Below are 25,133 nucleotides of genomic sequence, written 5' to 3'. Positions count from 1 at the left end.
CCAGGGGCGCCTCGGGGCGGCCTCACACCTGTCAGAACGACGGTGGCCAGGATCGAGGGCGGGCCCCCCTGAGATGGTGCTAGTCGGCGATAAACTGCTGGTGGAGAGCTTCTTCGGCATCTCCGCACGCCTGCTGCGTCACACCTAGAGGACACCTCCACGCCATGCCTGAACACACCCCCCTGTCCTGGCCCCATCGGTCCTCGTCCCCGACTTCCGAACGTGCTGCTGCGGTGCGGTACCGCACCGCAGGGTTGGTGGTCGGCGCAGCCACCGCGCTCATCCTGAGTGTGGGCCTCACCGAGCCGGCCAGCGCCGCAATCGCCCCGCCGCCGAAACCACGGCCCAACACCATCCCGGTAAAACCCCCGGCCCAGCCTGCCCGCGTAATGTGGCCGACCAGTGGCGCCCCGGCGCCTGCCGTGCCGAGGATCAGATGGCAGCGGTGTGAGGAGGCAAGCCAGCGCAAACTCGGCCTGACCTGCGCCACTGTCAAGGTCCCACTGGACTACGCCGCCCCCGGCAAGGCGAGCATCCTGCTCAACGTGGTGCGGCATAAAGCTACGGCGAAGAAAAGCAAAGGCGTGCTCTTCGTCAATCCAGGTGGTCCGGGTACCTCGACCATCGAGCACATGGAGCAGTTCCTGACAACCCTCGGGCGGCCCGTCACCTCGACCTTCGACGTCATCGGTATGGACCCACGCGGGGTCGGCGTCGACAGTCTGGCCGGATGTTGGAGTCGTACAGAAGCACCCGACGGGGTCAGCTCCTTCCCGGTCACGACGTCGGAGGCGAAGAAGCAGATCGCCCGCGACTCCTTCGAGCGCAAGGCCTGCGCAGCCACCGGCCGCCCAATCATCGACCACATGAGCACCGGCAACGTGGCCCGAGACATGGACCTGATTCGGCAAGCCGTCGGCGACCGCGCCTTGTCGTACTACGGCGTTTCCTACGGAACGGTCCTGGGCGCAACCTATGCGGCGATGTTCCCAACCAAGGTGCGCGGCATCATCCTGGACGGGGTCGTCGACCCCGTCGACTGGACTACCGGGCGCGGCAGACAGAGCTCCCGGATCCCGGTCAGCACGCGAACCGGCTCGGGGGCCGCCTCCGACGAGAGCCTGCGCGCTGTCTTCGCTGCCTGTAAAGCGGCAGGCAAGACCAGGTGCCCGCACGGCGCCACGATCGCCAGCGAGTGGGATCGACTTCTCAAGGCATTGTCCAGCGGGCCGGTGACCGTCGGCGACGAGACCTACACCAAGGCCGACACCATCGGCGCCGCGATGGCGAACCTGTACTCCACCGAGGAGATCCCCTCCATGCTGGACTGGATCCACGACGAGTACCTGACCGTCGTCGCGAAGTCATCCCCTCCGGTCAGCGCACCCCGAGCGAGCGGCGCACCCAAGCTGGCCCTTCGTCGCCGCACACCCGGCCCGCTGGTTTCCCCCGTCGTAGCGCAGCCGGACAGTTCACGGTGGTTCGACACCTTCAAGCAGGCGGGGGTCATGTGCTCGGACTCTAAGAACCCGGCCGATGCGATGACCTGGCACCGCTACGCGACGGCCTCTGCAAAGAACTCATGGTTCACACCGCTGTGGACCTGGCAGTCTTCTCTGTGCGCGGGTTGGCCCGGGTCGCGTCGAGACGCCTACGTCGGACCGTTCAACGTGCGCCCAGCCCATCCGCTGCTCGTGGTGGGGAACACGCACGACCCGGCTACGCCGTACGCCAACGCCCGACGAGTGGCAGCACTCTCCCCGGGCGCCAGGCTTTTGACGGTGGATACGTTCGGACACACCGCTGCCGACCAGAGCCCCTGCGCCACCAAAGCCATGCAGCGCTATCTGCTCACTGGCGCACTGCCGCCCGAAGGGCTGGTCTGCAAGGCAGGCAAGCCCTTGTTCTGAAGCCGCCCTGCGTGGCATCGAGCCTAAATCGCACTCACCGATGAACGGGCCCAGGTGCTGTGCCGGGCGATAGCCAAGGAACCCAGGAGTGCTACGCGAACAGTTCTTGCAGTCAGGACCGCAGATAGTCACATACTGTCTTCGCACCTACCCGACGTGTTTGTCGATGTCCTCGGGTCCTGCAATGGCCACCTCGGTGACGGCACCAAGACGGCTCAGGATCGAGAAATGTCGCCCAGCGGGCGCCGTCAACCGGTGGTGCTCGCCGATGCGGACGGGGTGCTGGTTACCGACGCCGGCGGCAGCGACCCCGGCGGGCCGACGACGGTACCCCGTGCTGTCGGGGCGGCGGTGCCCTTGTCCGGGGTTACCGGCTTCTTCGCCAAGGCGCTGCGAGCTTGCCACTCCGGCCAGGTGTACAGCCACACTGGAACGCCGTCCGAGGGCTTCATCTTGCGCTTGGAACCCTTGAAGTCGACGACGTCACCCACAAGCGAAGCGTCGAAGTTCGACTTCGCGTCTCGGGGTCCAAGGTTCACGCACCCATGGCTCACGTTGCGTCGCCCCTGCGCCCACACCGACCACGGGGCGCCGTGCAGGAACTCCCCCGTGTTCGTTACGCGCATCGCGTGCCGAACCTCAGTCTGGTAGTAGTTCGGGTCGTCCTCTTCCAGTCCCAGCGTCGCGGCATCCATCAAGTACGTGGACTGCTTCTCGGTGATGATTTTCGTCCCCGAGCGGGTCTCCCAATCCCCGACCGGGCGCCCGGCACTGATGGGATACGTCCCGACGATTTTGCCGTCCTCACGTACCGTCATCACATGCTGCGCCAGGTCGACGGTACTGATCCGGGCCCGATTGGCGATGGTGAACGTGGCGCCTTTGTCCTTAGTAATCCACTTGCTCTCACCCGTCTGCACACCCGTCAGCGGCGCATTCACCGTGATCTTGGTTCCCGGCTTCCAGTACGAGGCAGGCCGCCACATGAGCTGACGATCATCCACCCATCCCCAGGAGCCCTTCTGCGCAGGGACGGTAGTGATCTTCATCCGGCGCTCGACATCGGCGCGCATCTGGGGGGAGGCGACACCGCTGTCGAAGGTCACCATCACCGGCATCCCGACGCCTACCGTCGGTCCGTCCGGGATGACCCAATAGGTGGCATCGACCTTCGGTTTGAGCGTCGTGAAGGAGACCGAGGCCCGTTCGATCTCGCCGCTCGCACCACGGGCTGTTGCCGCCAGTGTGTACGGCGTGTTCGGCGCTAAGCGGGTCGAAGACGGCACGGTCCAGGTGCCGTCCGTTCCGATGGTGCCCGGAACCACGTTCCCCTTGGGGTCGAGGAGGCGAACCGAGACCAGATCGCCGTCGGCCACGCTAACTGTCGGCACCTCGTCGGGGCGCACGCTCTCTTGCCCGTCAGCGATGGAGAACGACACCTTGGCCGGCGGCGGAGGCGGAGGTGTCGTGCTCGAACTCGCGTCGCCCCCCGCAAGGGGCATACCCGCTTGACACCCGGTCAACGCGATGACCCCGGCCAGCGCCACCACACTCGCGGCACTGCGGCTCCTGGCCGTGCCTGCCCCCGAGATGATCGCTGCCACTATGTCCCTCTCCCCGACCCGAAAAGCCCTAGATTCCCAGAATGGCACACGTCACAACCAACACCCGCTCAACGTTGTGACAACACCCCGGACCATCCCCCAGGCCGGCGCCGAAACCTCGGTGTGCCACCCAATTGTTACCCAGCGCAGGCCGGTTCGGTTAATTAGCAGACCACCGTTCTGCCCGCGTACAGCAGCGGGCCCCTTGACGACACTTCTCGTCAGGGGGCCCGCTGATCTTGCTGAGCTTTAGAAGCCGATGTCGCCTCGGAAGTACTCGAAGGTCCAACCCACGAGCGACACAGCGCCGACCATCACACCGATGAGGAACACCCACCAGCCGACCGCCAAGCCGAGGAACAGCAGCAGCGCGCCGATCGCCAACGGCAGCGGCCACCAGCTGTGCGGGCTGAAGAACCCGTACTCGCCAGCCATGTCGCTGATGTTGCCGCGCGGGTTATCAGCAGGGTCCGTGTCAAGTCGCTTAGCGGTGGCCCGCAAGTAGAGACCGACCATCAGGCCCATCAAGCCGAGCAGCACGAACGCGACCGGGCCTACCGGCTCACGCCACGCAGTGAGCCAGCCGTAAATCAAGCCCAGCGGGGTGAAGAAGAAGAATGCGCTGCTGAAGATCGCACCGGCAGCCCTCATCGACGCTCATCCCCCGCCGGAGCGTTCTGCTCGCCCATGGCTTCGCCGTTGATGTCCGGCTCGCCGAGAAGGTCGTCCAGGACGCCCTTGTCGGGGGTCGGGCTGTCGTAGGCGGCAACCTCGGGGTGGTTCAGGTCGAACACCGGGCGCTCCGAACGGATACGCGGGATGCTGTCGAAGTTGTGCCGCGGCGGCGGGCAGGAGGTCGCCCACTCAAGCGAAGCACCGTAACCCCACGGGTCATCCACCGTGACCAGAGGCGCCTTGCGCATGGTGATCCAGACGTTCCAGAAGAACGGGATCATCGAGACGGCCAAGAGCAGCGAACCGAAGGTGGAGATCTGGTTGAACAACTGAACGTTGTCCTCCACCAGGTAGTCACCGTAGCGACGGGGCATGTTCCACATACCCAGCAGGTGCTGGATGAGGAACGTGGTGTGGAAGCCGATGAACAGCAGCCAGAAGTGGATCTTGCCGAGGCGCTCGTTGAGCATGCGCCCGGTCAGCTTCGGCCACCAGAAGTAGTAACCGGCGAACATCGCGAAGACGACCGTACCGAACACGGTGTAGTGGAAGTGCGCCACCACGAAGTAGGTGTCGGAGAGGTGGAAGTCCAGCGCGGGGCTGGCCAGGACGACGCCCGTCAGACCACCGAAGAGGAAGGTCACCAGGAAGCCCAGCGCCCACAACATCGGAGTCTCGAAGGTCAGTGAACCGCCCCACATCGTGCCGATCCAGTTGAAGAACTTCACACCGGTCGGAACCGCGATGAGCATCGTCATGATCGAGAAGAACGGCAGGAGGACCTGGCCGGTCACGTACATGTGGTGGGCCCACACCGTCACCGACAGCGCCGCGATGGCGATGGTGGCGAAGACGATGCCCTTGTAGCCGAAGACCGGCTTGCGGGAGAAGACCGGGAAGATCTCACTCACGATGCCGAAGAACGGCAACGCGATGATGTACACCTCTGGGTGTCCGAAGAACCAGAACAGGTGCTGGTACAGGATCGGCCCACTGTTGGTCGGGTCGTAGATGTGCATCCCGAACTTACGGTCACCAACCAGCCCCATGAAGGCGGCGGTCAGGACCGGGAAGGCCATCAGGACCAGGATCGAGGTGACCAGGACCGTCCAGGTGAAGACGGGCATCCGGAACATGGTCATGCCCGGCGCACGCATACACACGATCGTGGTGATGAAGTTGACGGCACCCATGATGGTGCCGAAGCCGGTCAGGCCGAAGCCGAGGACCCACAGGTCGCCACCCAGGCTGGGTGAGAAGGTGGCGTTCGACAGCGGCGCGTAGGCGAACCAACCGAAGGAAGCGGCACCACCGGGCACGAGGAAGCCGGCGAGGGCCATCAGCCCGCCGAACAGGTAGAGCCAGTAAGCGAACATGTTCAGGCGCGGGAATGCCACGTCCGGAGCGCCGATCTGCAACGGCAGCAGAGCGTTGGCGAAGCCGGCGAACAGAGGCGTCGCGAAGAGCAACAGCATGATCGAGCCGTGCATCGTGAACATCGCGTTGAACTGCTCAAGGTTCTGCAGCACCTGCAGGCCCGGGGCGAAGAGCTCAGCGCGAATGATGAGCGCGAGAAGGCCGCCGACGGCGAAGAAGAACATCGTCGTGACGAAGTACAGGTTTCCGATCACCTTGTGATCGGTCGTGGTGAGAACCTTGACGACCTGGCTGCCCTTTGGGGCACGAGTCCGCACGGCTCCCTGGTCGGGCGTGCCGCTTTGGGCACGCGAGACGACAGTAGCCATTACTGACCGCCTTCCTGTTTGGGTTGGTACTGCTGGTAGTTGGGCTGGCCAGGCTCAAGGTGAGCACGGCTCAAGCTGTTGTCCAGCATGCCCGTCTGACCCTTGGCCTTCAGCTCTGCCAGGTGTTTGTCGTACTCCTCCTGGCTGACGACCTTGACGTTGAACAGCATGGCCGCGTGATAGGCGCCGCACAGCTCGGCGCACTTGCCTTGGTACTCACCGGGCTCGGTCGTGACGATCTGGAGCTTGTTGACCTTGCCGGGGATCATGTCGAGCTTCTGCTGGAACGCGGGCACCCAGAACGAGTGGATGACGTCGCGTGCCGTCAGCACGAACTCGATGCGCTTGTTCTCAGGCAGATACAGCGTCGGCAGTGTCTCCTGGACACCGGCCTTGCCGGTGAGCTGGGCCTGCACGCCTGACTCCCACACCTGGGCGTCGACATAGTTGAAGTCCCAGCTCCACTGCTTGCCGACGACGTTGATCGTGACGTCCGGCTTATGGGTGGTGTGGTCCAGGAGGACCTTCTCATCGCGAGCGGTGAAGAAGAACAGGACTCCCACGATCATCACCGGGATGATCGTGTAGAGGATCTCGATCGGCACGTTGTAGCGCAGCTGCGGCGGAAGACCTACGTCATCCTTGCGGCGGCGGTAGCGGATGATGCACCAGATGGTCAGGCCCCAGACGAGAGCCCCGACGGCCAGAGCCGTGATCCACATACCGACCCACAGGCTGGTGACCCGCTCCGCTCCCGTGGAAGCACCGCGGGGCAGCCAACCGCGCTGCGCCGCTTCACTGCAACCGCTGAGGGCGAACGCGGCAAGCACGGCTATTCCGCCGAGCGCGGCGCGCGATCGCCGCCCGCGCGTGGGGGTTTCTTCGTGGCGACGCAAGGTGCACCTTCCGGGTCGTGGGCGGCGCACCCATCGGGTGCGCCTTTGGCGTGCAGAAGTCAGAACTGAGGCCAGCATAGTGCCTCAGGTGGCCATTCAGCGCTCTGACTGCTGGCTGGTCCTGGTGTTGCGGAGAGCATCCCGCTGCCCGGCAGTGGGCCATGCAGGTTGCGGTGCCTCGACTGCCGCACGCAGTCGTCGCAGGTAGTCGGCCTGCGGAACCTCCGTCACACCCAGACTGGCCAGGTGTGAGGTGTTCCATTGAACGTCGATAATTCGGCGCGGGTCGTGATCGATGAACAAGATGTCGTTAAGCGCCACCAGCGCGACTTTAGAGGCATCGGTGACGCGGTGGAACATCGACTCCCCAGCGAACAGGCCACTGATGCTGACGCCGTAAAGCCCACCCACCAAGTCCGCACCGGCCCAGACCTCCACCGAATGGGCCCAACCGAGACGATGCAACTCAAGATAAGCATCCATCAGGGTCGCTGTGATCCAGCGCCCGTCACGGCTCGGGTCCGCGCAACCGGCGACGACCGCCTTGAAGTCAGCATCAACACTGAACTCGAACCGACGCAACGACTTTCGCAGCGAACGGCTCACCTTCAATCCCCCGGGTAAGAGCACCCCTCGGGGGTCGGGGGACCACCAGGCCAACGGCGGATGACCGTGGGGGCCGATACCCATCGGGAAGACCCCGGTTCGGTAGGCCTCCAGCAAGGTGCCCGGCTGAAGATCACCGCCCACGGCCACCAGGTCTTCCCCGCAGCGGCGGGTCGGGTCGAAGACCCAACCCGTCGCCGGGGGCTCCACAGGTTCGCCCTGGCCGGCCGCTACCTGAGACTCAGACACGGCCTGCCGGTAGGTGCGCCGCGATCTCTTCGGCGGCAGCCTCGCCGTAAACCTCTGCGAGCCGTGCCCGCATGCCGACCAGGCCGTCCGCGTATTCCTGCGTCCCCACCGTCTCAACGACGTGGGTGGCAAGCAGAGCACCCAGCTGAGCGCAACGCTCATGGGATAGGCCCGCCGTCAGCCCGACCAGGAAACCGGCCCGGAAGGCGTCACCGACGCCGGTGGGGTCAGCCACCGTGCGGGCAGGAACGACGCCGACGTTGATCGTCTCCTGGCCTGCGGTAGCCACGGTGCAGCCCTGCGCCCCGCGGGTGATGACGCGGGTCGTGACTCGCCGGGCGATCTCCTCGGCGTCCCAACCCGTCTTCTGCTCGGTCAAGTGCGATTCGTACTCGTTGGTGAACAGGTAGGTGGCGCCGTCGATGAGCCGCTGGATCGAGGGTCCGTCCATGAAGGCCAACTGCTGGCTCGGGTCGGCCGCGAACGGGATACCACGGGCGCGGCATTCATCGGTGTGGCGAAGCATCGCCTCAGGGTCGTCCGGGCCGATCAGCACCAGGTCCAGGGTTCCGACCCGTTCGGCGACCGGGCCCAGCTCGATGTCGCGCGCTTCGGACATCGCGCCGGGGTAGAAGGTGGCGATCTGAGCGTGTACCGAGTCGGTGGTGCACACGAACCGGGCGGTGTGGGCCTGCTCGGAGACGTGCACCGACTCACAGTCCACGCCGTGGCGCTCCAGCCAGGAGCGGTAATCAGCAAAGTCCAGGCCGGCAGCGCCGACCAGGACGGGTCGGGCACCGAGCAGGGCCATCCCGAAGGAGATGTTGCCCCCTACTCCCCCGCGGCGGATGTCCAAGCCGTCGGCAAGGAAGGACAGCGAGACCTGCTCCAGTTGCTCGGCGAGGAGGGAATCGGCAAAGCGTCCCTGAAAGGTCATGAGGTGATCGGTCGCAATGGACCCAGCTACGGCAATAGGCACCCTCTAAACCTATCGTGCCCGCAGCCCCAGACCGACCCGGCTCGTGCCATGAAGGTAGGAACATCAGACGGGCCCCACCCCGAAACCGGAATGAGGCCCGCTGGATGCGGTGTGGAGCGACTCAGCTGAAGGAGTCGCCGCAGGCGCAGGAGCTACCCGCGTTGGGGTTGTCGATGGTGAAGCCCTGCTTCTCGATGGTGTCGGAGAAGTCGATGGTCGCGCCGTCGAGATAGGGAGCGCTCATCCGGTCGACAACGACCTCGACGCCACCGAAGTCGCGTACGGCGTCGCCATCAAGGGTGCGCTCGTCGAAGTACAGCTGGTAGATAAGGCCGGAACAGCCGCCGGGCTGGACGCCCACCCGCAGACGAAGGTCGTCACGGCCCTCTTGTTCGAGCAGGCTCTTAACCTTGCCCGCAGCGACGTCGGTGAGCAGGACGCCATGCTCGGCAGTCGTGGTCTCGTTCGCAACAGTCATCGTGATGGTCCTTCTGATCGGGGACGGCCAGCGCGCAGTGTTTCGCGTACTGACACTGAACCGTCGGGAACCATGCGTTGTTCCCGAACGCTTCCTCCAGCGTAGGGCAACCTCAACTCGGGGACCACGTCGCGGCGATTCGCGCCGCGCGTGCCCGCACCCGCCCGACCGGGTCTGCAGCCAGATCGAGCACGTCAGCGGGGGTGTCGGCCACGGCGTAGACCCCTGCTGCTCCCATCGCCATGCTCTCCCGGCGCCCGACCTGCACCTGCCCGGCCAAGATGATGGTGGGAAGGGCCCGCTCGGCTGCCCGGGCCGTCACTTCGGCGACGGTGCTGGCGCGCAACGAGGTCCAGTCGAAGCAGCCTTCACCGGTCAGCAGCAGATCGTGCCGGGCAAGCAGCGACTCGAAGCCCCAGGCCTGCTGCACCAGCGACACCGCGCTCTGGCGCAGCGCCCCGAGGGCGAGCATCGCGTACCCGAGGCCACCGCCGGCCCCGGCGCCCAACTCGCGGTCGACTCGGCGAGGCAGCCCCGTGAGCAGATCGGTGGGGGCAGGCAGGGTGCGGGCCACGACCTCCGTGAACCTCCCGAGCGCAGCCTCCAGCTGTTGCGCGCCCTGCGGTGAAGCGCCTTTGTCCTGGGCAGTGGTTGCGCAGGTGCCCTCGAAACCCAGCAACGGAATCTGGTGGTCGGTTGCCAGCACGAGTTCCACACCGGAGAGTCGATGCAGCACCAGCGGCAGTTCGCTCAGCGCGTCGTCCGCGATGTCGCCAAGGCACATCCCGCCGCGCGCCAGAACCGCCGGGTCGCCAGCACCCAGAGCCGCCAGGAAGCCGGCGCCAGCGTCGGTGGTGGCACTCCCGCCCACGCCGAGGACTATCCGTTGCGCGCCCTCCTCGACGGCGGCCAGGACGAGCTGGCCTACCCCGTACGTGCTGGTCGAGGCCGGGTCACGTTCAGCGGCGGACAGCAAGTGGATCCCGGCGGCCTGCGCGGACTCGATGTAGGCGGTACGGCGGCCCGCTTCTTCCACGAGGAGAACCTGCGCGGGGACACTCCGGCCCAGCGGATCACTGACGGTCAGCGCCACCGCCATCCCCGAATGCGCCTCTTCGAGTACGTGCAGGAACCCGGGCCCCCCCGATGCCAGCGGGGTGAGCGTGAGTTCGTCGTGCGGTGCCCGCTGCCGCCATCCGGAGGCCATCGCCTCAGCCGTCTGGACGGCGGTGAGCATCCCCGCGAAGGCTTCCGGGCAGATCAGGACACGCACAGCGAACTCCTTTGAGCGAAGGGTCGGACCGCGTCGCCTACCGTGCGATCCGGCGCGTGGGGTAAGGGTAACGAGGAAACCGACGCCCCCGCCGAGCAGATCTGCCCAGCCCGGGCACCTGAGCAGCGGTGCCGGCCGCCGCAATCGGCAGCCGAGCCGCAGGGCGGCAAAGCACCCGCATACTTCCGGGCCGGCGCTGGTCCCGGGTTGGACCGGTGTCCATCTAGAGTGTGGGTGTGTTTGGACGCAAGAAAGACGACGCCCCCGTTGATCAGGCCCCCCAGGACAGGACTGGCTCCAGTGCGGTGAGGCCTGGCGCCAAGAACCGCCCGACGCCTTCGCGGCGCGAAGCCGAAGCTGCTCGGCGTCGCCCGGTGGTTCCTGCCGACCGCAAGGCCGCCGCCCAGCAATCCAAGATCAAGGAGCGGGAGGCGCGGCTCAAGACCCGTGAGGCGATGCTCAGCGGTGAAGAGTGGGCGCTGCCCGCTCGCGACCAGGGTCGTCAGCGTCAGTTCATCCGCGATGTCGTCGATTCACGCTGGAGCATCGGAGAGTTCCTACTCCCGATCATGATCATCGGCTTGCCGATCAGCCTCATCCAGAACTCCACGGCGGTGATGATCGGGTACACCCTGGTGTACGGCGCACTGATCGCCACGCTGCTGGACACGGTCTTCTTGACGATGCGACTCAAAAAGCAGATCCGGGAGCGTTTCGGCGAAGAGCCCGCGCGCGGCACCGGCTGGTATGTCTTCTCCCGCTCGGTACAGATCCGACCCGGTCGGATGCCTCGCCCGCGGGTCAAGCGCGGCGAGTCCCCCCGCTGAGGCGAGCACCGCACATTCTGTGGAAACCGCTCCCCTCGCGCTGAGGTCGCCCAGCTGTTCTGAGAATCCCAGCGCGGGGGTCAGCGAGCCCGACGCACCTGCAGCTGGTGCCGCGGCGCCCAGGGTTGGCAGCAGATCGACCACCAAGACACCGCGCTTGAGTGAGGCCGGCAGCAAGTGGCCCGGCACGAAATTCAGACGCGCCGGGTCCGCTCACTGCACGGTGGGGTGGAGCCCCGGGTAAGAGATTGCTAGTCCTGCTCCAGACTCATCGGCCCGTACACGATCTCGCCGTCGCACATCAGGCTTACCTGGGCCACTCCGGCGTCGGAGAGTTCGGCCCAGCCTTCGCTGAGGTAGGCCTCCGCGTCAGCCTGGGTCGGGAAGGGATCGCTCGGCAGGGATGAGTCGGCCACGTCGGCGCCTTCTGCGTTCTCGAATTTCCAACTCCACTGTTCGCTCATGCCTCGACCCTAGGGGCGATGCCGTCCTCGGCGAAGGCTGCGACATCACCAACCACGGTCACCGCGGGTGGGATGAGCCCGTCGGGAGCGGCTTCGGCCAGGGCGCCCAGCGTAGTGCGTATGACGCGTTGGCTGGTCGTCGCCGCGTTCATGATGGATGCCACGGGGGTCTGGGTCACCCGGCCACCAGCCAGTAGGGCCCGCGCGATCTCGGGCAGGGTCTCCACCCCCATGAGGATGACGATGGTCACCCCGGAGGCAGCCAGGTGCGCCCAATCGATCGTGCTGCGTGGATCATTGGGGGCGCAGTGTCCGGAGACGACGGCGAAGCCCTGCACAAGCCCCCGGTGAGTGACGGGGATTCCGGCAAGCTCCGGACCGGCGACTGCAGAGGTCACGCCGGGAACGACCTCGACGGCAACGCCGGCTTCTCGGCAGGCCATGACCTCTTCCATCCCCCGACCGAAGACATACGGGTCGCCGCCTTTGAGGCGAACAACCCGGTGCCCCTGGCGGGCGCGCTCGATGAGGACCGCGTTGATCTCCTCTTGGGTGGTGTGGCGACCGCGCGGAATCTTCGACACGTCGATGATCTCGACCTCGGTGCCGAGCTCGTCAAGGACGGCCAGCGGAGCCAGCCGGTCCACCACAACCACATCGGCAGCCTGAACCTCGCGCAGCCCCCGCACGGTGAGCAGCCCCGGGTCGCCCGGTCCGCCACCCACGAGAATCACCTGACCCTGACCCGGAGTTGCCACCCGGGCTGCGTGCGAGGCGCGATGCAGGGTGAGCACGCCGCGTTCTCGGGCCTGTCCCCGCACTATCTCGTCGAGGCTGGTGTCCCCGCTGGCTGCCACCACCACGGAGACGCCGTCCAGGTCGCTGGGGATGAAGTCCCGCTGGTGCCAGAGGATGATCCCCCGCGCGACCAGGTCTTCCAGAGCAGCCTCGATCTGCGGCGCCACCACCGCGACCTGGGCGCCTTCGGCGAGCAGGTGCGCGACCGGCCCAAGCGCCGACCCGCCGCCGCCGACGACCAGGGCCTGCCCGCCGGAGAACCCGGCGACGAAATCGATCTCACTCATCCCGACCTGCAACTCCTGCACTTTCGAAGGTTGCGCCCTCAGCCAAGACCCGCGCAGCTGACTGCACCACGGGTACGGCCAACATCGCCCCGCTGCCCTCGCCCAAGCGCATTTCCAAGGACAGCAGCGGATGCAGACCCAACTGGTCGATGGCCAGCGCGCTGGCCGGTTCGGCGGAGGTGTGACCGGCGAACCAGTACTGGGCAGCGGTCGGGCACAGTGCCGCGGCGGCCAAGGCTGCCGAAGCAGCGATGACGCCGTCCAGGATGACCGGCGTGCGCAGCGCCGCAGCACCCAACAGCAGCCCGACCAGCCCGGCGTGTTCGAACCCACCGACCGCAGCCAGCGCAGCTAACGGGTCGCCTGCCTCGGCGTGGTTGACCTCGATGGCCCGGCGGACGACCTCGATCTTGTGAGCCAGCATCGCGTCATCGATACCGGTACCCCGACCGGTGACCTGCTCAGCGCTCGCCCCGGTGAAGACCGAGGCCAACGCAGCCGAGCCGGTGGTGTTGGCGATACCCAGGTCGCCGGTTGCCAGCATCCGGTTGCCCTGGGCGACCAGGTCGCGGGCGATGTCGATGCCGGCCTCCACGGCCTGCGCGCACTGTTCCCGGGTCATGGCCGGGCCTTGGGTCATGTCTGCGGTGCCGCGTGCCACCTTGCGCACCATGACACCGGGTTGCGCGGGCAGGTCACCGAGCACCCCCATGTCGATGACGGCGACCTCGGCACCCACCTGACGAGCCAGGACACTGGTCATTGCGCCGCCGGCGATGAAGTTCAGGGCCATCTGCATGGTGACCTCCTGCGGCCAGGGCGTCACACCCTGGGCGTGCACCCCGTGATCGCCGCAGAACACCGCCAAAGCAACCGGTTCCGGCACCGGCGGCGGGCAGGCCCCGGTGATCCCGGCCAGGCGGCGGGCGATGTTCTCCAGTTCGCCCAGGGAACCAGCCGGCTTGGTCAGCATGGCCTGGCGGCTGTCGGCTGCCGCGGCGGCCTCCTCATCCGGGGGTTGAATCGCGGCGATGGTCTCCTCGATGAGGGACATCGGTTCTCCTCCCGGGAGACGACGCGCTCCCCAGGTGTCGTGGTGAACCGCCCAGGACAGGGGACGGCGGCGGGCCCAGCCCGTCAGGGCCAGCTCTGGGGCGGGCGGGAACTGTTCGACGTGGCCGATGCACAGGTAGGCCACGACGTCCAGATGCCCGGGCAGCCCGAGCTCGTCTCGCAGCTCATCGGGGTCGAAGAAGCTCACCCATCCCACGCCCAGCCCCTCGGCGCGGGCAGCCAGCCACAGGTTCTGTACGGCGCAGGCGACCGAGAACGGCGCCATCCGCGGGTCGGCATGGCGGCCCAGGGTGTACGGGCCCCCACGGGTGGGGTCGCAGGTGACGACGATGTTGACCGGGGTGGACAGGATCGCCTCCACCTTCAGTCCGTCGAAGCTGCGCGCCCGCGCGCTCGGTAGCTGCGCGGCGAAGATGTCGCGTTGGGTTGCGGCCAGGGACTGTACCCGGCGACGCACCTGCTCGTCGCGCAGGATGAGGAAGTCCCACGGCTGGCTGAAGCCGACGCTCGGAGCCTGGTGGGCAGCCGTCAGCACCCGCATGAGGACGTCGTCATCGATGGGGTCCATCGTGAAGCCGCTGCGGATGTCGCGGCGGTTGGCGAGCACATCGGCGATCGCCTCACGAGCAGCGAGCGACATCGGTGGGCTGATCGTCATGCGTCCTCCCGGACAGAATCGTCGATGGAACAGTCGGCCAGCGCAGCCATGAGCGCTTCGGTACAGGCCGGGTCACGAACCGCGATGCGAAGCCAGTTCTGACCCAGGCCGGGAAAAGTGTCGGCTCGCCGTAGCGCGATGCCCTTGTCGCGAAGGGCCAGCCGTAGGCGCTCGGCCTGGGGATGGTGGGCCAGCACGAAAGGAGCTGCCGGTGGACGAACCACCTGCAGGCCCGCCGCCTCCAAACCCTGCACCAGCACCGGGCGGTGAGCTGCGATGCGCTGAGCAACCTGGTGCACATGAGCCACCCCCGCCGGGCTGGCGCAGGCGGTGACCGCGGCCAACGCAAGGTGGTTGACCGACCAGTGCGGCTGCACCGTGCGGCAAGCCTGGATCCAGTCCGGATCCCCCACGAGGTAGCCGGCCCGGACACCTGCCAGACCGAACGTCTTGGTCAGGCTGCGGATCACCAGAACGCCCGCCCCTCGGGCCGCATGGCGCAACAGCGTGTCCTGTTCGCCCGGAACCAGGTCGATGAACGCCTCGTCCACGACCAGCAGACGATCGGCGGCCCGCAAGCGCAACAGGTCGTGGGCGGCGTGTAGCCGGGAGGTGGGGTTGGTGGGGTTACCGACGAACAGCACGTCGGTGTGCGGGCCCACCTGCGCAAGGAGGTGATCTGCGTCCAGGGTGAAACCGTTGTCCCGGGTGAGGATGTGATGCTGCGGCAGGTATCCCGCGCACCGCAGTGCACTGTCCGGTTCGGTGAACTGGGGGTGGAGCACCATCGGCGCCTGCCACGGGACCGCCCGCGCGATGAGGTGGAACGCCTCGGCCGCCCCGTTGGTCAGCAGCACCCGCTCCGGCGCCACCCCGAGATGCTCGGCCAACGCCTCGGTGGCTGAGACCGGATCCGGGTAGGCGGCTACGCCCCCGAGTGCTTTTTGCATTGCCTCGCGCACGAACTGCGGCGGGGCCGCCACCGCGACGTTGACGGCGAAGTCGAGCATCCCGCGGGCTTCGACGTCCCCGTGGTGCAGCAGACCAGCTGGCACGTGGCGCGAACTCATCGGGAGCGAACCGTCCCAGCCCCGCAGGCTGCGGCGAAGCGGGCCGCCAGCTGCGGATACCCGGCCCAGTTGACGTGCAAGTAGGAGGCATGGACGTTGTCCTGCACGCAGCCTTCATGTACCGCTGCGCCGTCGTGTCCGCGCCAGGCCCAGGCCGGTTCCACATCGCCGCGCGCCGTGACCCGGGTCCGGTGGAACTCGTGGCCGGTGACCCGCTCCCCCGGCTGAGCCAGGGCGCTACCGGTGAGGGCGACGGCCTCGCGGTAGCCCAGCGTCAAGCGCGACCCCATCGCGGTCTCGATCGGCAGCACCCCGCACATGTCGTACTCGTCCAGCCGCTGTCCCAAGTAGAGCAACCCGGCGCATTCGGCATGAATCACCCCGCCAGCAGCGGCGAAGTCGCGCACCTGCGCACGCAACTCTGTGTTGGCAGACAGTGCAGCGGCATGGACCTCGGGGAACCCGCCCCCAATGACCAACCCGGCCACGTCCGGCGGCAAGGTGTCACGCAGCGGGTCCACGGTGTGCACTTCGGCCCCGGCTGCCTGCAACAGCTCGGCAGTTTCGGCGTAGGAGAACGTGAACGCTTCTCCCCCGGCGACGGCAATCACCGGCCTGCTCGCCCCCGGCGACCAGCCCGCGTTGGCCAGCGCGTCGTCGGCGGACCAGGGTGCCTGGTCCAGATCGGGCGCTGTGCGAGCCAGATCGAGGACGCTGTCAAGGTCGACGTTGGCGGTGATGAGCTCGCACAGCGCGGCGACTGCATCTGCGGCTTCGGGGGCGCGTTCAGACGCCGGGATCAAGCCGAGGTGGCGGCTGGGCACGACGACGTCGGGACTGCGGGGAATGGCGCCCAGCACCGGAACCCCCGTCTCGGCGATAGCTTCTCGGGCTTCGCTCTCGTGCCGCGGGGAGCCGAGGTTGTTCAGAATGACCCCGCCGATGCGGACGCTGGGGTCGAAGGTGCAGAAGCCGTGTACGACGGCGCCAAGGCTGCGCGCGGCCGAGGCCGCGTTCACCACCAGGATCACCGGCGTTGTGGTCACCGAGGCGATGTGGGCCGAGGAGGAGAAACCCCGGCGGCCCAGCGCTCCGTCGAACAGACCCATCACGCCTTCGATCACGGCGATGTCGGCAGGTACCGGGGTTTGCGCCCCGTGCAACAGCAGCGGAATAAGCCGATCTTCGCCGACCAGGTGAGCATCCAAGTTGCGCCCGACCCGCCCGCAAGCCGCGGCGTGATAGCCGGGGTCGATGTAGTCCGGGCCGACTTTGTGCGGGCTCACCTGGAGTCCGCGGGCGCGCAGGGCGGCGAGCAGACCGGTGGTGATCATCGTCTTGCCGCTGCCGGAGGCAGGCGCGGATAGCAGCACCCGCGGCAGGTGCGTGTGGGGGTTCATCGCAGCGTCCGGGTTCACCACTCGATTCCGCGCTGGCCCTTTTGGCCAGCGTCCATGGGGTGTTTGATCTTGGTCATCTCGGTGACCAGGTCGGCAGCCTCGATGAGGCGAGGGTCCGCGTTGCGGCCGGTGATGATGACGTGCTGGAAGCCGGGCCGGTTGGCCAGGGTCTGCACGACGTCTTCCACATCGACCCAGCCCCACTTCAACGGGTAGGCGAACTCGTCGAGCACGTACAGGTCGTGTCGCTCATCGGCCAGGCGCTGCTTGATCTCTTCCCACCCCTCACGAGCATGCTCGGCGTGCGCCGCTTCAGTGTCTTCACCGGCGCTGCTGCGGGTCCAACTCCAACCCGCGCCCATCTTGTGCCACTCGACCGGTCCGCCCACACCAGTCTGCTCGTGCAACTGGCCGAGCTGCTGGAAAACCGATTCCTCGCCCACCTTCCACTTGGCGGACTTCACGAACTGGAACACCCCGATGCGCCAACCCTGGTTCCAACCGCGCAGGGCCATGCCGAAGGCAGCAGTGGACTTTCCTTTACCGACGCCGGTGTGCACAGCGACAATGGGTCGGTTACGCCGTTGGCGCGTTGTCAGACCGTCATCGGGGATGACGGCGGGCTGGCCTTGTGGCATTGCCTCGCCTCTCTCGGGGTCCGCGCCCCGGGATTGCAGGGGGACGGCCGGAGTTCCTGACTCCCCCGGCCGCGACGGGCCGGAGACACAGTGGCGGGACCGTACCGGCTTTGCACCGGCTTCCTCTGCTGTGCCGTCCTCGACGGTGTGGTGATGAGCCCATGTGGACCCTGGAGAAGCCTACTCCAGCCGCGGTAGGGGCCGGGGCAGGACAGCTTCCACCAGCGGGCATACCAAACCGCCGCCGCTGCCTAGCTGGGATCTTCGCCCAGCCCGGACAGGCTGCGAATCTGTTCCGGGGTGACCCGGCAGCAGCCCCCGATGATGCGGGCTCCGGCCTGAACCCACGCCGGAGCCAACTGTTTCAACGAGTGGCCGCTGCCGGTCCAGACCCGCTCAGCCGCGTCCCAGCCCTCACCGCTGTTCGGGTAGACGACTACCGGCCGGCTGGTGGAATCGGCCGCGCGACGGACTGCGGGCAGGACATCGAGCGGGTCGCAGCAGTTGACCCCGACGGCCTTGATCTCCTCGACGCCCTGCACCAGGGCGAACGCCTCCTCCAGCGGCTGCCCGGCACGGGTGAACTCGCCATCGATGGTGTAGGCGAGCCAGGCGGGCATCCCCGTCCCGGCCAGTAGCCCCACGATCTCCTGCGCCTCCTCGGCATCGGGAATGGTCTCGATGGCGAGCAGGTCGGCGCCAGAGTTCACCAGGAGTTCCAGTCGACGGGCATGCCAGTCGCGCAGTTGCCAGCCGCTGAGCCCATAGCGGCCGCGGTACTCCGATCCGTCGGCCAAGGCCGCGCCGTAGGGGCCGAGGGAAGCAGCCACCGCGGCGCGCTGTCCGCTCGTGTTCTGGTGTTCTTCCGCCGCCTGTCGGGCAAGTGCCACCGAGAGCCGCATCAGCCTGGTGGCCTCGCCCTCTTCGATTCCGGCGGCGCTGAACCCGGTGAACGAGGCCTGGTAGCTGGCCGTCGTCACCACCTGCGAACCGGCTTCCAGGAAGGCGCGATGGGCGGCCACGATCGCCTGCGGGTCCCGCGCCAGTAACGCTGCCGACCACAGCGTCCCGGACAGGTCATGGCCTTGTCGTTCCAACTGGGTCGCCAGACCGCCGTCGCTGATCGTCAGGCCCGCAGGGATCTGCCACGTCACGAACTCACCGTATGTCGAACAGGCTGCAGCGGGGTGCGGGGCTGGGCCAGCGGCGGTTCATCAGCCGCGCTCTCTGCTCCGGGCGCCATCCCGCCGTACGGTGTGCGGATGGCCGAATTGACCCAGCCCTGCCAGAACTGCGGTACCTGGATGCGTTGGGAGACCTCACATGAACGCTGCGACGGGTGCGGCTGGATCATCCCGTGCTGCGAGGGCGATCCCTGCCCGCCGACACCCCAGCAGCAGGCAGCACCCTCACAGCGGCGAGGCAATGATCAGGCGACCCCGGCCAGCCCCTGGTGAAGGTCGTTCAGCATCAGATACTCGGCGTGCAGGTGTGCGGCAAGGTCGCGGGCCAGGCCGAGCCGGAACCCGGCCCGGTCAGACTCGCAGTCCACAACGACGCACCCCAAAGCCCCGCTTTGTGCTGCGTCTTGGGCGATGCCTGCTGCCACCCGGTGCGCCCGGGGTAGCGCGGAGCGCCCGCCCGCACTGGCCCGGCCATCGGTCAACACCACCAGCAGCGCCCTGCGGTGCGGATCGCGCACCCGCTCGCGGCGGATCAGCTCATAAGCCTGCGTGAGCCCCTCAGCCAGCGGAGTGCGCCCACCGGTCGGCACCGAGGACAACAACCGGGTGGCCAGGTCGACACTGCTCGTCGGAGGCAGCACGAGATTCGCCTCCCGCTTGGCGAAGGTGATCACCGCAACCTTGTCGCGACGCTGGTAGGCATCCAACAGCAGCGAGACGCAGGCAGTTTTGACTTCCCGAATCCGCGCGGCCGCGCCCATCGAGCCGGAGGTGTCCACTGCGAACACCACGAGGTTGCCTTCTTTGCCCCGTCGCACGCTCCGGCGTAGGTCACCGGGGATGACCTCGATTCCCTCATTCTGGTCCTGTCCCAACCTGGAGGCGGCGGCGATCACCGTGGAGGTGAGGGCCAACGCCCGCCCGCGCGGGTCCTCTGGTCGCACAGCGCGCACATGGCGCCCTGTCGTGACGTCGGCCGAGGAACGACGCCCCGCGACCCCGGAGCCGGCGTGCGGCAACGAGAACAACCGCGTTTTGAAAGGAGATCCGGCAGCGGTCGCGGTGGTGGCAGGCGCCGGGGCGCCCAGTGGCGGCTGCTCTGTCTGCGGTGGCGACTCCGGTGCCGGTTCGGCCTGCGAGCTCGGCGGAGGCGGCGGGCTTTGCTGGGGCGCCTCGTTGCCGTCTTCAGCCGATTCCGGCCGTTCTGGGGCGTCGTCGCCGGTGTCCCCGCCATCATCGACGTCGCTGTCGCCCTCGCCAGGGTCGTCGCCGTCGGGGTCGTCCCCGTCATCACCGGGCGGCGGATCTTCCGGTCCCTCAGGATCGTCGTCTGGGGGGATGTGCTCGTCGAGGATGTCCTCCAGGTCCGAGCCGTCCTGATCGTCGAAGGGCGTGCGCCGACGCCGGTGCGGTAGCGCCAGGCGGGCCGCGACCCGAATGTCCTCCCCGGTCACCGAGGTGCGTCCGCACCAGGCAGCATGCGCGCAGGCAGTGCGAGCGGTGACCAGGTCGCCGCGCATGCCGTCGACATCGAAGCGAGCGCAGATCGTGGCGATGGTGCGGACCGCCTCATCCGAGAGCTGCACCTGAGGCAACAGTTCTTCGGCGCGGGTGATGCGATCGGCCAGCGTCTTCTGTTGCGCGGCGAACGTCTCTTCGAACGCGACCGGGTCGGCCTCGTAGGCCATCCGGCGTCGCACGACCTCAACGCGCACGTCGACGTCGCGGCTGGCGCTGACCTCTGCGGCCAGGCCGAAGCGGTCGAGCAGTTGCGGGCGCAACTCTCCCTCTTCGGGGTTCATCGTGCCGACTAGGACGAAGCGAGCCGCGTGCGTCACCGAGACACCCTCACGCTCAACTCGAGATCGACCCATGGCCGCCGAGTCCAACAGCGTGTCGACAAGGTGGTCGGGTAGCAGGTTCACCTCATCGACGTACAAGATGCCGCGGTGCGCCTGCGCGAGCAGACCTGGGTCGAGGACGACCCGGGAGTGGGCCAGCAGTTCGTCCAGGTGTAGGGACCCGACGACGCGGTCTTCAGTGGCGCCTACCGGAAGTTCGACCAGACGCACCGGGCGGGTGCGTGACTCGCTGCCGTGTGGGCCGTCCAGACAGTCCGGGTCAGGGTTGGCCGGGTCACAGGAGAAGCGGCACCCCGGCACGACCTGCACCGGCGGCAGGACCTGCGCCAACGCGCGGACCATCGTCGACTTGGCGGTTCCCTTCTCGCCTCGCACCAGAACCCCACCGATGCCGGGTGAGACCGCAACCAGGCAGAGTGCCAAGCCCATGTCGTCCATCCCGACGACGGCGGAGAAGGGGAAGGCCGGTGTGCGATGAGAGGGGGAAGGAACCGGGTGAGTAGAGCGGTTCAGGTCTTCAGTCATTTGATTGCTCCCGACACATCGTCGTCGTCACCCTCAAGGTCACCTTCAGCATCCAGGTAGGCGGTTCGCAGTTCGGCGAGGATCTGCGGGTCGGGCTCAGCCCACATCCCGCGGTCCACTGCCTCCAGCAGACGTTCGGTCATCGCGTGCAATGCCCACGGGTTCGACTTGGCCAGAAACTCCCGGTTGGTCTCATCCAGGACGTATTCCGTGGTCAACCGCTCATACATCCAGTCCCCGACCACACCCGTGGTGGCGTCGTAGCCGAAGAGGTAGTCGACGGTGGCAGCCATCTCGAACGCGCCCTTGTAGCCGTGTTCGCGCATCGCGGCCATCCACTTGGGGTTGACGACGCGGGCGCGGAACACCCGTGACGTCTCCTCGAGCAGCGTTCGGGTGGCGACGAGTTGGGGCCGGGTGGAGTCGCCGATGTAGGCCTCCGGGTCGGCGCCAGTGAGCGAGCGCACCGCCGCGACCATGCCGCCGTGGTACTGGAAGTAGTCGTCGGAATCGGCAATGTCGTGCTCGCGGGTGTCGACGTTCTTGGCGGCAACGCGGATGCGCTTGTAGGTGCGTTCCATGGTTTCGCGGGCGGGCACACCGTCGAGGTCACGCCCGTAGGCGTAACCGCCCCACACGGTGTAGACCTCGGCGAGGTCGGCGTCGGTGCGCCAGTCGCGTGAGTCGATGAGCTGCAGCAACCCGGCTCCGTACGTTCCCGGCTTGGAGCCGAAGACGCGGGTGCGGGCGGAGCGCTCGTCGATGCCGGCGGCCTTGTCGGCTTCGACGTGGGCGCGCACGAAGTTGTCGACATCGCTCTCGTCCTGCGCTGCGGCCAGAGCCACCGCGTCGTCGAGCAGCGCCGTGGCGTGTGGGAAGGCGTCCCGGAAGAACCCGGAGATCCGCAGCGTCACGTCGACGCGCGGGCGACCGAGTTCGGCCAGCGTCATGACTTCGAGGTCCTTGACGCGGCGGGAGGCGTCGTCCCAGACAGGGCGAATTCCCAGGAGCGCCAGGGCTTCGGCGATGTCGTCACCGGCGGTGCGCATCGCGGAGGTGCCCCACAGGGAGAGTCCGACGTTGGCGGGCGGTTCCCCGTGGTCGGCGACGTAGCGCGCGACGAGGGACTCGGCCAGGGCGCTGCCGGTCTCCCACGCGAGGCGGCTCGGGATGGCGCGGGGGTCGACGGAGTAGAAGTTGCGACCGGTGGGCAGCACGTTGATGAGTCCGCGCAGCGGCGAGCCCGAGGGGCCCGGCGGTACAAAACCGCCGCTCAGGGCGTGCAGCACGCGGTCGATCTCGTCGGTCGTCGCGTTGAGTCGGGGCACGATCTCGGTGGCGGCGAAGTCGAGGATGGCGGCGACCTTGTCCCGGTCCAGACCGACGGCGACTCCGGCCTCGCCGCGCACTCCGGCAGCGACGAGTTCGTGGGCACGGTCGGCGATGTCGGACACCGCCTCGGGCGCCCACCCGGCGGACTCCATCGCTTCGACGAGCCCGCGAGCGGCGGATTCGACGTCGTCGGTGGCCTGGCGTTCCTTGTTTCCCTCGTCCAACCCGAGGGCCTCACGCAGGCCGGGCAGGGCATACTGGCCGCCCCAGATCTGCGCGGCCTGCAGCATGGCGAGCACGAGGTTGATGCGGCCCTCGCCCGTGGGTGCCTGGCCGAGGATGTGCAGGCCGCCGCGGATCTGCACGTCCTTGATCTCACACAGCCATCCATCGACGTGGAGGATGAAGTCGTCGAAGAACGCCTCGTCGGGGCGCTCCTTGAGGCCGAGGTCCTTGTCGAGACGCGCCGCCTGGATCAGGGTCCAGATCTGCTGCCGCACGGCGGGGGCCTTGCCCGGGTCCATGACGCTGACCTGGGCGTACTCGTCCAGGAGCTGTTCGAGCTTGGCGATCTCGCCGTAGGAGTCGGCGCGCGTCATCGGCGGCACGAGGTGGTCGACGAGGGTGGCGTGGGCGCGCCGCTTGGCCTGAGTGCCTTCGCCGGGGTCGTTGACGAGGAACGGGTAGATCAGCGGCAGGTTTCCGAGCACGGCGTCGGGACCGCAGGTGGCGGACATGGCCGTGGACTTGCCGGGCAGCCATTCGAGGTTGCCGTGCTTGCCGAGGTGGACGACGGCGTGCGCACCGAATCCGCCCTCCTCGACCGGGGCTTCGAGCCAGCGGTAGGCGGCGAGGTAGTGGTGGCTGGGCGCCATGTCCGGGTTGTGGTAGATCGCGATGGGGTTCTCGCCGAATCCGCGCGGCGGCTGGATCATGACGACGACGTTGCCCGCGCGAACCCCCGCCATGATCAGCGACTTCGCGGCCTTCTCACCGCGGCGGGCGGCGCTGGTCTCATCGATGTAGAGCGTGCCGGGCGCGGGACCCCAAGCTTCTTCGACGAGTTCGCGCAGCTCGGGTTCGAGGCGGGAGTACCACTGCTCGTAGAGGTCGGCGGGCACGCGCAGGGGGTTGGACGCGAGCTGTTCCTCGGTAAGCCAGGCCTGGTCGTATCCACCGGTGGCCACGAGGGCGTGGATGAGGTCGTCGCCGTTGCCCGATTCAACGCCGGGAAGGGAGCCTTCGCCGGTCAGGGGGCCGATGTCGTACCCGGCGTCAGCGAGCTGGTGCAGCAGGTGAATGGCGCTGGCGGGGGTGTCGAGGCCGACGGCGTTGCCGATGCGGGCGTGCTTGGTGGGGTAGGCCGAGAGCACGATCGCGAGGCGCCGCTGCTGCGGCGGGGTGGCGCGCAGGCGGCCGTAGGAGACAGCGATGCTTGCGACGCGCGCAGCGCGTTCGGGGTCGGGCACGTAGCGGGGCAGTCCGTCGGCGTCGACCTCCTTGAACGAGAACGGCACCGAGATGATGCGGCCGTCGAACTCCGGCACGGCGACCTGGGTCGCGCAGTCGAGCGGGGTGACGCCGTCGTCGCTGTCGAGCCACTCCTGGCGGGAGGAGCCGAGGACGAGGCCCTGGATCACGGGCACGTCCAGGGAGGCGAGGGCGCCTGCATCCCAGGCATCTTCGCTGCCACCGGCCTGCGCGGCCGAGGGGACGGTGCCGCCTGCGGCGAGCACGGTGGTGATGACGGCGTCGGCCTGTTTGAGGGTGGCCATGAGCTCGGGCTCGGGTTCGCGCAGCGAGGTGATGTAGAGGGGCATGGCGCGCCCGCCCGCGGCCTCGATCGCGTCGGAGAGGGTGTGGACGAAGGCAGTGTTGCCGCTCATGTGGTGGGCGCGGTAGAAGAGCACCGCGATCGTCGGGCGCTCGTCGTCGGGGTCGCTCTGCCAGGCCCGGCAGTCGGTGGCCCCGCACTGGCTGCGCTCGGCGGCGGGGATGTCGAGGCAGTCACCGACACAACCGAGGGATCCCCAGGAGCTCGCAGCCAGCGGCGGCGCGAAGCCGTGCCCGGTCAGGAGCACGGTGTCGGAGAGGAACGCCGCGAGTTGGGCGAGGTTGGCGGCGCCGCCGTGGGCGAGGTAGGCGTGGGCCTGGGTGGCCACGCCGACGGGGACGGTCGACTGGGTCATCAGTTCGGCGTCGGGGGCCTGCTCGCCGGTGAGGACCACGACAGGGCGTCGCTGCTCGGGGGCGAGGAGGAGGTCGAGTCCGTCCTCCCACGCGCGACGGCCACCGAGGAGACGGACGACAACGAGGTCGATGCCCTCCAGCAGCCTGTCGAGCTGGGCGGCGAGGTGGGCACGCTGGGAGGCGGCCTGGGCTGCGTCGTCGGCGTCGGTGAGGCGCAACCGGTCGAGTTTGACGGGGTTGGCGTACCTCCACGTGACGGGCGCCTCGCCCGGCTCAACGGTGCTCGCCGACTCGTCGGCTACGTCGGTGGCAGCGGTGGCGAGGTCGTTGGCGGCGCGGGCGGACAGCAGGTCAGTGTCGGAAGTCGACAGCAGCAGAAACACGAAGTGGCCTCTCTCGGGGTCCTCGC

General features: G+C 67.8%; 19 protein-coding genes and 1 riboswitch. Of the genes, 2 read left to right on the top strand and 17 right to left on the bottom strand.

Features of this window, described 5'->3' with window-relative positions:
- Nucleotides 1-164 precede the first annotated feature (164 nt).
- Nucleotides 165-1,910: an alpha/beta hydrolase gene (locus G9V96_RS00620; protein ID WP_168581301.1), complete on the top strand. Its 1,746-nt coding sequence runs from the start codon at nucleotides 165-167 to the stop codon at nucleotides 1,908-1,910.
- A 248-nt stretch (nucleotides 1,911-2,158) separates the two neighbouring features.
- Here the strand turns inward: G9V96_RS00620 and G9V96_RS00615 are convergent, their stop codons facing one another.
- The 8 genes from G9V96_RS00615 to G9V96_RS00580 all read right to left on the bottom strand — a co-directional run bounded on the left by G9V96_RS00615 (nucleotide 2,159) and on the right by G9V96_RS00580 (nucleotide 10,415).
- On the bottom strand, nucleotides 2,159-3,514 hold the full coding sequence (locus G9V96_RS00615; RefSeq protein ID WP_226913354.1) for a L,D-transpeptidase: 1,356 nt from the start codon (nucleotides 3,512-3,514) through the stop codon (nucleotides 2,159-2,161).
- 249 nt (nucleotides 3,515-3,763) lie between these two features.
- The gene (locus G9V96_RS00610; RefSeq protein ID WP_168581300.1) at nucleotides 3,764-4,165 is read right to left on the bottom strand and encodes a cytochrome c oxidase subunit 4; all 402 of its coding nucleotides are present in this window, start codon (nucleotides 4,163-4,165) and stop codon (nucleotides 3,764-3,766) included.
- On the bottom strand, nucleotides 4,162-5,934 hold the full coding sequence (gene ctaD / locus G9V96_RS00605; protein WP_168581299.1) for an aa3-type cytochrome oxidase subunit I: 1,773 nt from the start codon (nucleotides 5,932-5,934) through the stop codon (nucleotides 4,162-4,164). The genes G9V96_RS00610 and ctaD overlap by 4 nt, the downstream gene beginning before the upstream one ends.
- On the bottom strand, nucleotides 5,934-6,830 hold the full coding sequence (gene ctaC / locus G9V96_RS00600) for an aa3-type cytochrome oxidase subunit II (protein ID WP_226913353.1): 897 nt from the start codon (nucleotides 6,828-6,830) through the stop codon (nucleotides 5,934-5,936). Before ctaC ends, ctaD begins: the two co-directional genes overlap by 1 nt.
- 96 nt (nucleotides 6,831-6,926) lie before the next feature.
- The gene (gene aat / locus G9V96_RS00595; protein WP_404861425.1) at nucleotides 6,927-7,685 is read right to left on the bottom strand and encodes a leucyl/phenylalanyl-tRNA--protein transferase; all 759 of its coding nucleotides are present in this window, start codon (nucleotides 7,683-7,685) and stop codon (nucleotides 6,927-6,929) included.
- Entirely contained in the window at nucleotides 7,678-8,664 is a 987-nt protein-coding gene (locus G9V96_RS00590; RefSeq protein WP_168581297.1) for a carbohydrate kinase family protein, read from the bottom strand. The genes aat and G9V96_RS00590 overlap by 8 nt, the downstream gene beginning before the upstream one ends.
- A 121-nt stretch (nucleotides 8,665-8,785) precedes the next feature.
- On the bottom strand, nucleotides 8,786-9,142 hold the full coding sequence (locus tag G9V96_RS00585) for a HesB/IscA family protein (protein WP_168581296.1): 357 nt from the start codon (nucleotides 9,140-9,142) through the stop codon (nucleotides 8,786-8,788).
- 112 nt (nucleotides 9,143-9,254) lie between these two features.
- Complete coding sequence (locus tag G9V96_RS00580) at nucleotides 9,255-10,415, bottom strand: glycerate kinase family protein (protein ID WP_168581295.1); 1,161 nt, start codon at nucleotides 10,413-10,415, stop codon at nucleotides 9,255-9,257.
- A 236-nt stretch (nucleotides 10,416-10,651) separates the two neighbouring features.
- On the opposite strand from G9V96_RS00580, the gene G9V96_RS00575 reads away from it, so the two are divergent.
- Nucleotides 10,652-11,242, top strand: a complete 591-nt coding sequence (locus G9V96_RS00575; RefSeq protein WP_168581294.1) for a DUF3043 domain-containing protein — start codon at nucleotides 10,652-10,654, stop codon at nucleotides 11,240-11,242.
- 251 nt (nucleotides 11,243-11,493) lie between these two features.
- Here G9V96_RS00575 and G9V96_RS00570 read toward each other — a convergent pair whose 3' ends face one another.
- The 9 genes from G9V96_RS00570 to cobN all read right to left on the bottom strand — a co-directional run bounded on the left by G9V96_RS00570 (nucleotide 11,494) and on the right by cobN (nucleotide 25,107).
- Nucleotides 11,494-11,706: a hypothetical protein gene (locus G9V96_RS00570; protein ID WP_168581293.1), complete on the bottom strand. Its 213-nt coding sequence runs from the start codon at nucleotides 11,704-11,706 to the stop codon at nucleotides 11,494-11,496.
- Nucleotides 11,703-12,791, bottom strand: coding sequence for a uroporphyrinogen-III C-methyltransferase (cobA, locus tag G9V96_RS00565; RefSeq protein ID WP_168581292.1), 1,089 nt, complete (start codon nucleotides 12,789-12,791; stop codon nucleotides 11,703-11,705). Before cobA ends, G9V96_RS00570 begins: the two co-directional genes overlap by 4 nt.
- Nucleotides 12,784-14,523, bottom strand: a complete 1,740-nt coding sequence (gene cobT / locus G9V96_RS00560) for a nicotinate-nucleotide--dimethylbenzimidazole phosphoribosyltransferase (protein ID WP_226913352.1) — start codon at nucleotides 14,521-14,523, stop codon at nucleotides 12,784-12,786. The genes cobA and cobT overlap by 8 nt, the downstream gene beginning before the upstream one ends.
- On the bottom strand, nucleotides 14,520-15,593 hold the full coding sequence (gene cobC / locus G9V96_RS00555) for an Rv2231c family pyridoxal phosphate-dependent protein CobC (protein ID WP_168581291.1): 1,074 nt from the start codon (nucleotides 15,591-15,593) through the stop codon (nucleotides 14,520-14,522). The genes cobT and cobC overlap by 4 nt, the downstream gene beginning before the upstream one ends.
- Nucleotides 15,590-16,993 (bottom strand): cobyrinate a,c-diamide synthase, encoded by a 1,404-nt coding sequence (locus tag G9V96_RS00550; protein WP_168581290.1) that lies wholly within the window; start codon nucleotides 16,991-16,993, stop codon nucleotides 15,590-15,592. Before G9V96_RS00550 ends, cobC begins: the two co-directional genes overlap by 4 nt.
- A gap of 14 nt (nucleotides 16,994-17,007) precedes the next feature.
- Nucleotides 17,008-17,631: a cob(I)yrinic acid a,c-diamide adenosyltransferase gene (gene cobO, locus G9V96_RS00545; RefSeq protein ID WP_168581289.1), complete on the bottom strand. Its 624-nt coding sequence runs from the start codon at nucleotides 17,629-17,631 to the stop codon at nucleotides 17,008-17,010.
- Nucleotides 17,632-17,681: 50 nt separating this feature from the next.
- Nucleotides 17,682-17,757: riboswitch (cobalamin riboswitch) on the bottom strand.
- Nucleotides 17,758-17,882: 125 nt separating this feature from the next.
- A complete protein-coding gene (gene mmuM / locus G9V96_RS00540) occupies nucleotides 17,883-18,785 on the bottom strand; it encodes a homocysteine S-methyltransferase (RefSeq protein ID WP_210424429.1) in 903 nt (300 codons plus the stop codon).
- Nucleotides 18,786-19,060: 275 nt separating this feature from the next.
- Nucleotides 19,061-21,202 (bottom strand): magnesium chelatase subunit D family protein, encoded by a 2,142-nt coding sequence (locus G9V96_RS00535; RefSeq protein WP_168581288.1) that lies wholly within the window; start codon nucleotides 21,200-21,202, stop codon nucleotides 19,061-19,063.
- A complete protein-coding gene (gene cobN, locus G9V96_RS00530) occupies nucleotides 21,199-25,107 on the bottom strand; it encodes a cobaltochelatase subunit CobN (protein ID WP_168581287.1) in 3,909 nt (1,302 codons plus the stop codon). Before cobN ends, G9V96_RS00535 begins: the two co-directional genes overlap by 4 nt.
- Nucleotides 25,108-25,133: the final 26 nt, after the last annotated feature.

Source organism: Gephyromycinifex aptenodytis, assembly GCF_012277275.1.
Taxonomy (GTDB): domain Bacteria; phylum Actinomycetota; class Actinomycetes; order Actinomycetales; family Dermatophilaceae; genus Gephyromycinifex; species Gephyromycinifex aptenodytis.
Note: the sequence above shows the minus strand (reverse complement) of the source record. Positions and strands in the feature narration are given on the sequence as shown.

Excerpts from the sequence above, each read along its gene's own strand:
- G9V96_RS00550 (WP_168581290.1), bottom strand. The coding sequence starts at position 16,993 with ATGAACCCCCACACGCACCTGCCGCGGGTGCTGCTATCCGCGCCTGCC.
- G9V96_RS00610 (WP_168581300.1), bottom strand. The coding sequence starts at position 4,165 with ATGAGGGCTGCCGGTGCGATCTTCAGCAGCGCATTCTTCTTCTTCACC.
- cobC (WP_168581291.1), bottom strand. The coding sequence starts at position 15,593 with ATGAGTTCGCGCCACGTGCCAGCTGGTCTGCTGCACCACGGGGACGTC.
- G9V96_RS00570 (WP_168581293.1), bottom strand. The coding sequence starts at position 11,706 with ATGAGCGAACAGTGGAGTTGGAAATTCGAGAACGCAGAAGGCGCCGAC.
- ctaD (WP_168581299.1), bottom strand. The coding sequence starts at position 5,934 with ATGGCTACTGTCGTCTCGCGTGCCCAAAGCGGCACGCCCGACCAGGGA.
- G9V96_RS00585 (WP_168581296.1), bottom strand. The coding sequence starts at position 9,142 with ATGACTGTTGCGAACGAGACCACGACTGCCGAGCATGGCGTCCTGCTC.
- cobT (WP_226913352.1), bottom strand. The coding sequence starts at position 14,523 with ATGACGATCAGCCCACCGATGTCGCTCGCTGCTCGTGAGGCGATCGCC.
- G9V96_RS00620 (WP_168581301.1), top strand. The coding sequence starts at position 165 with ATGCCTGAACACACCCCCCTGTCCTGGCCCCATCGGTCCTCGTCCCCG.
- G9V96_RS00535 (WP_168581288.1), bottom strand. The coding sequence starts at position 21,202 with ATGACTGAAGACCTGAACCGCTCTACTCACCCGGTTCCTTCCCCCTCT.
- cobO (WP_168581289.1), bottom strand. The coding sequence starts at position 17,631 with ATGCCACAAGGCCAGCCCGCCGTCATCCCCGATGACGGTCTGACAACG.
- cobA (WP_168581292.1), bottom strand. The coding sequence starts at position 12,791 with ATGAGTGAGATCGATTTCGTCGCCGGGTTCTCCGGCGGGCAGGCCCTG.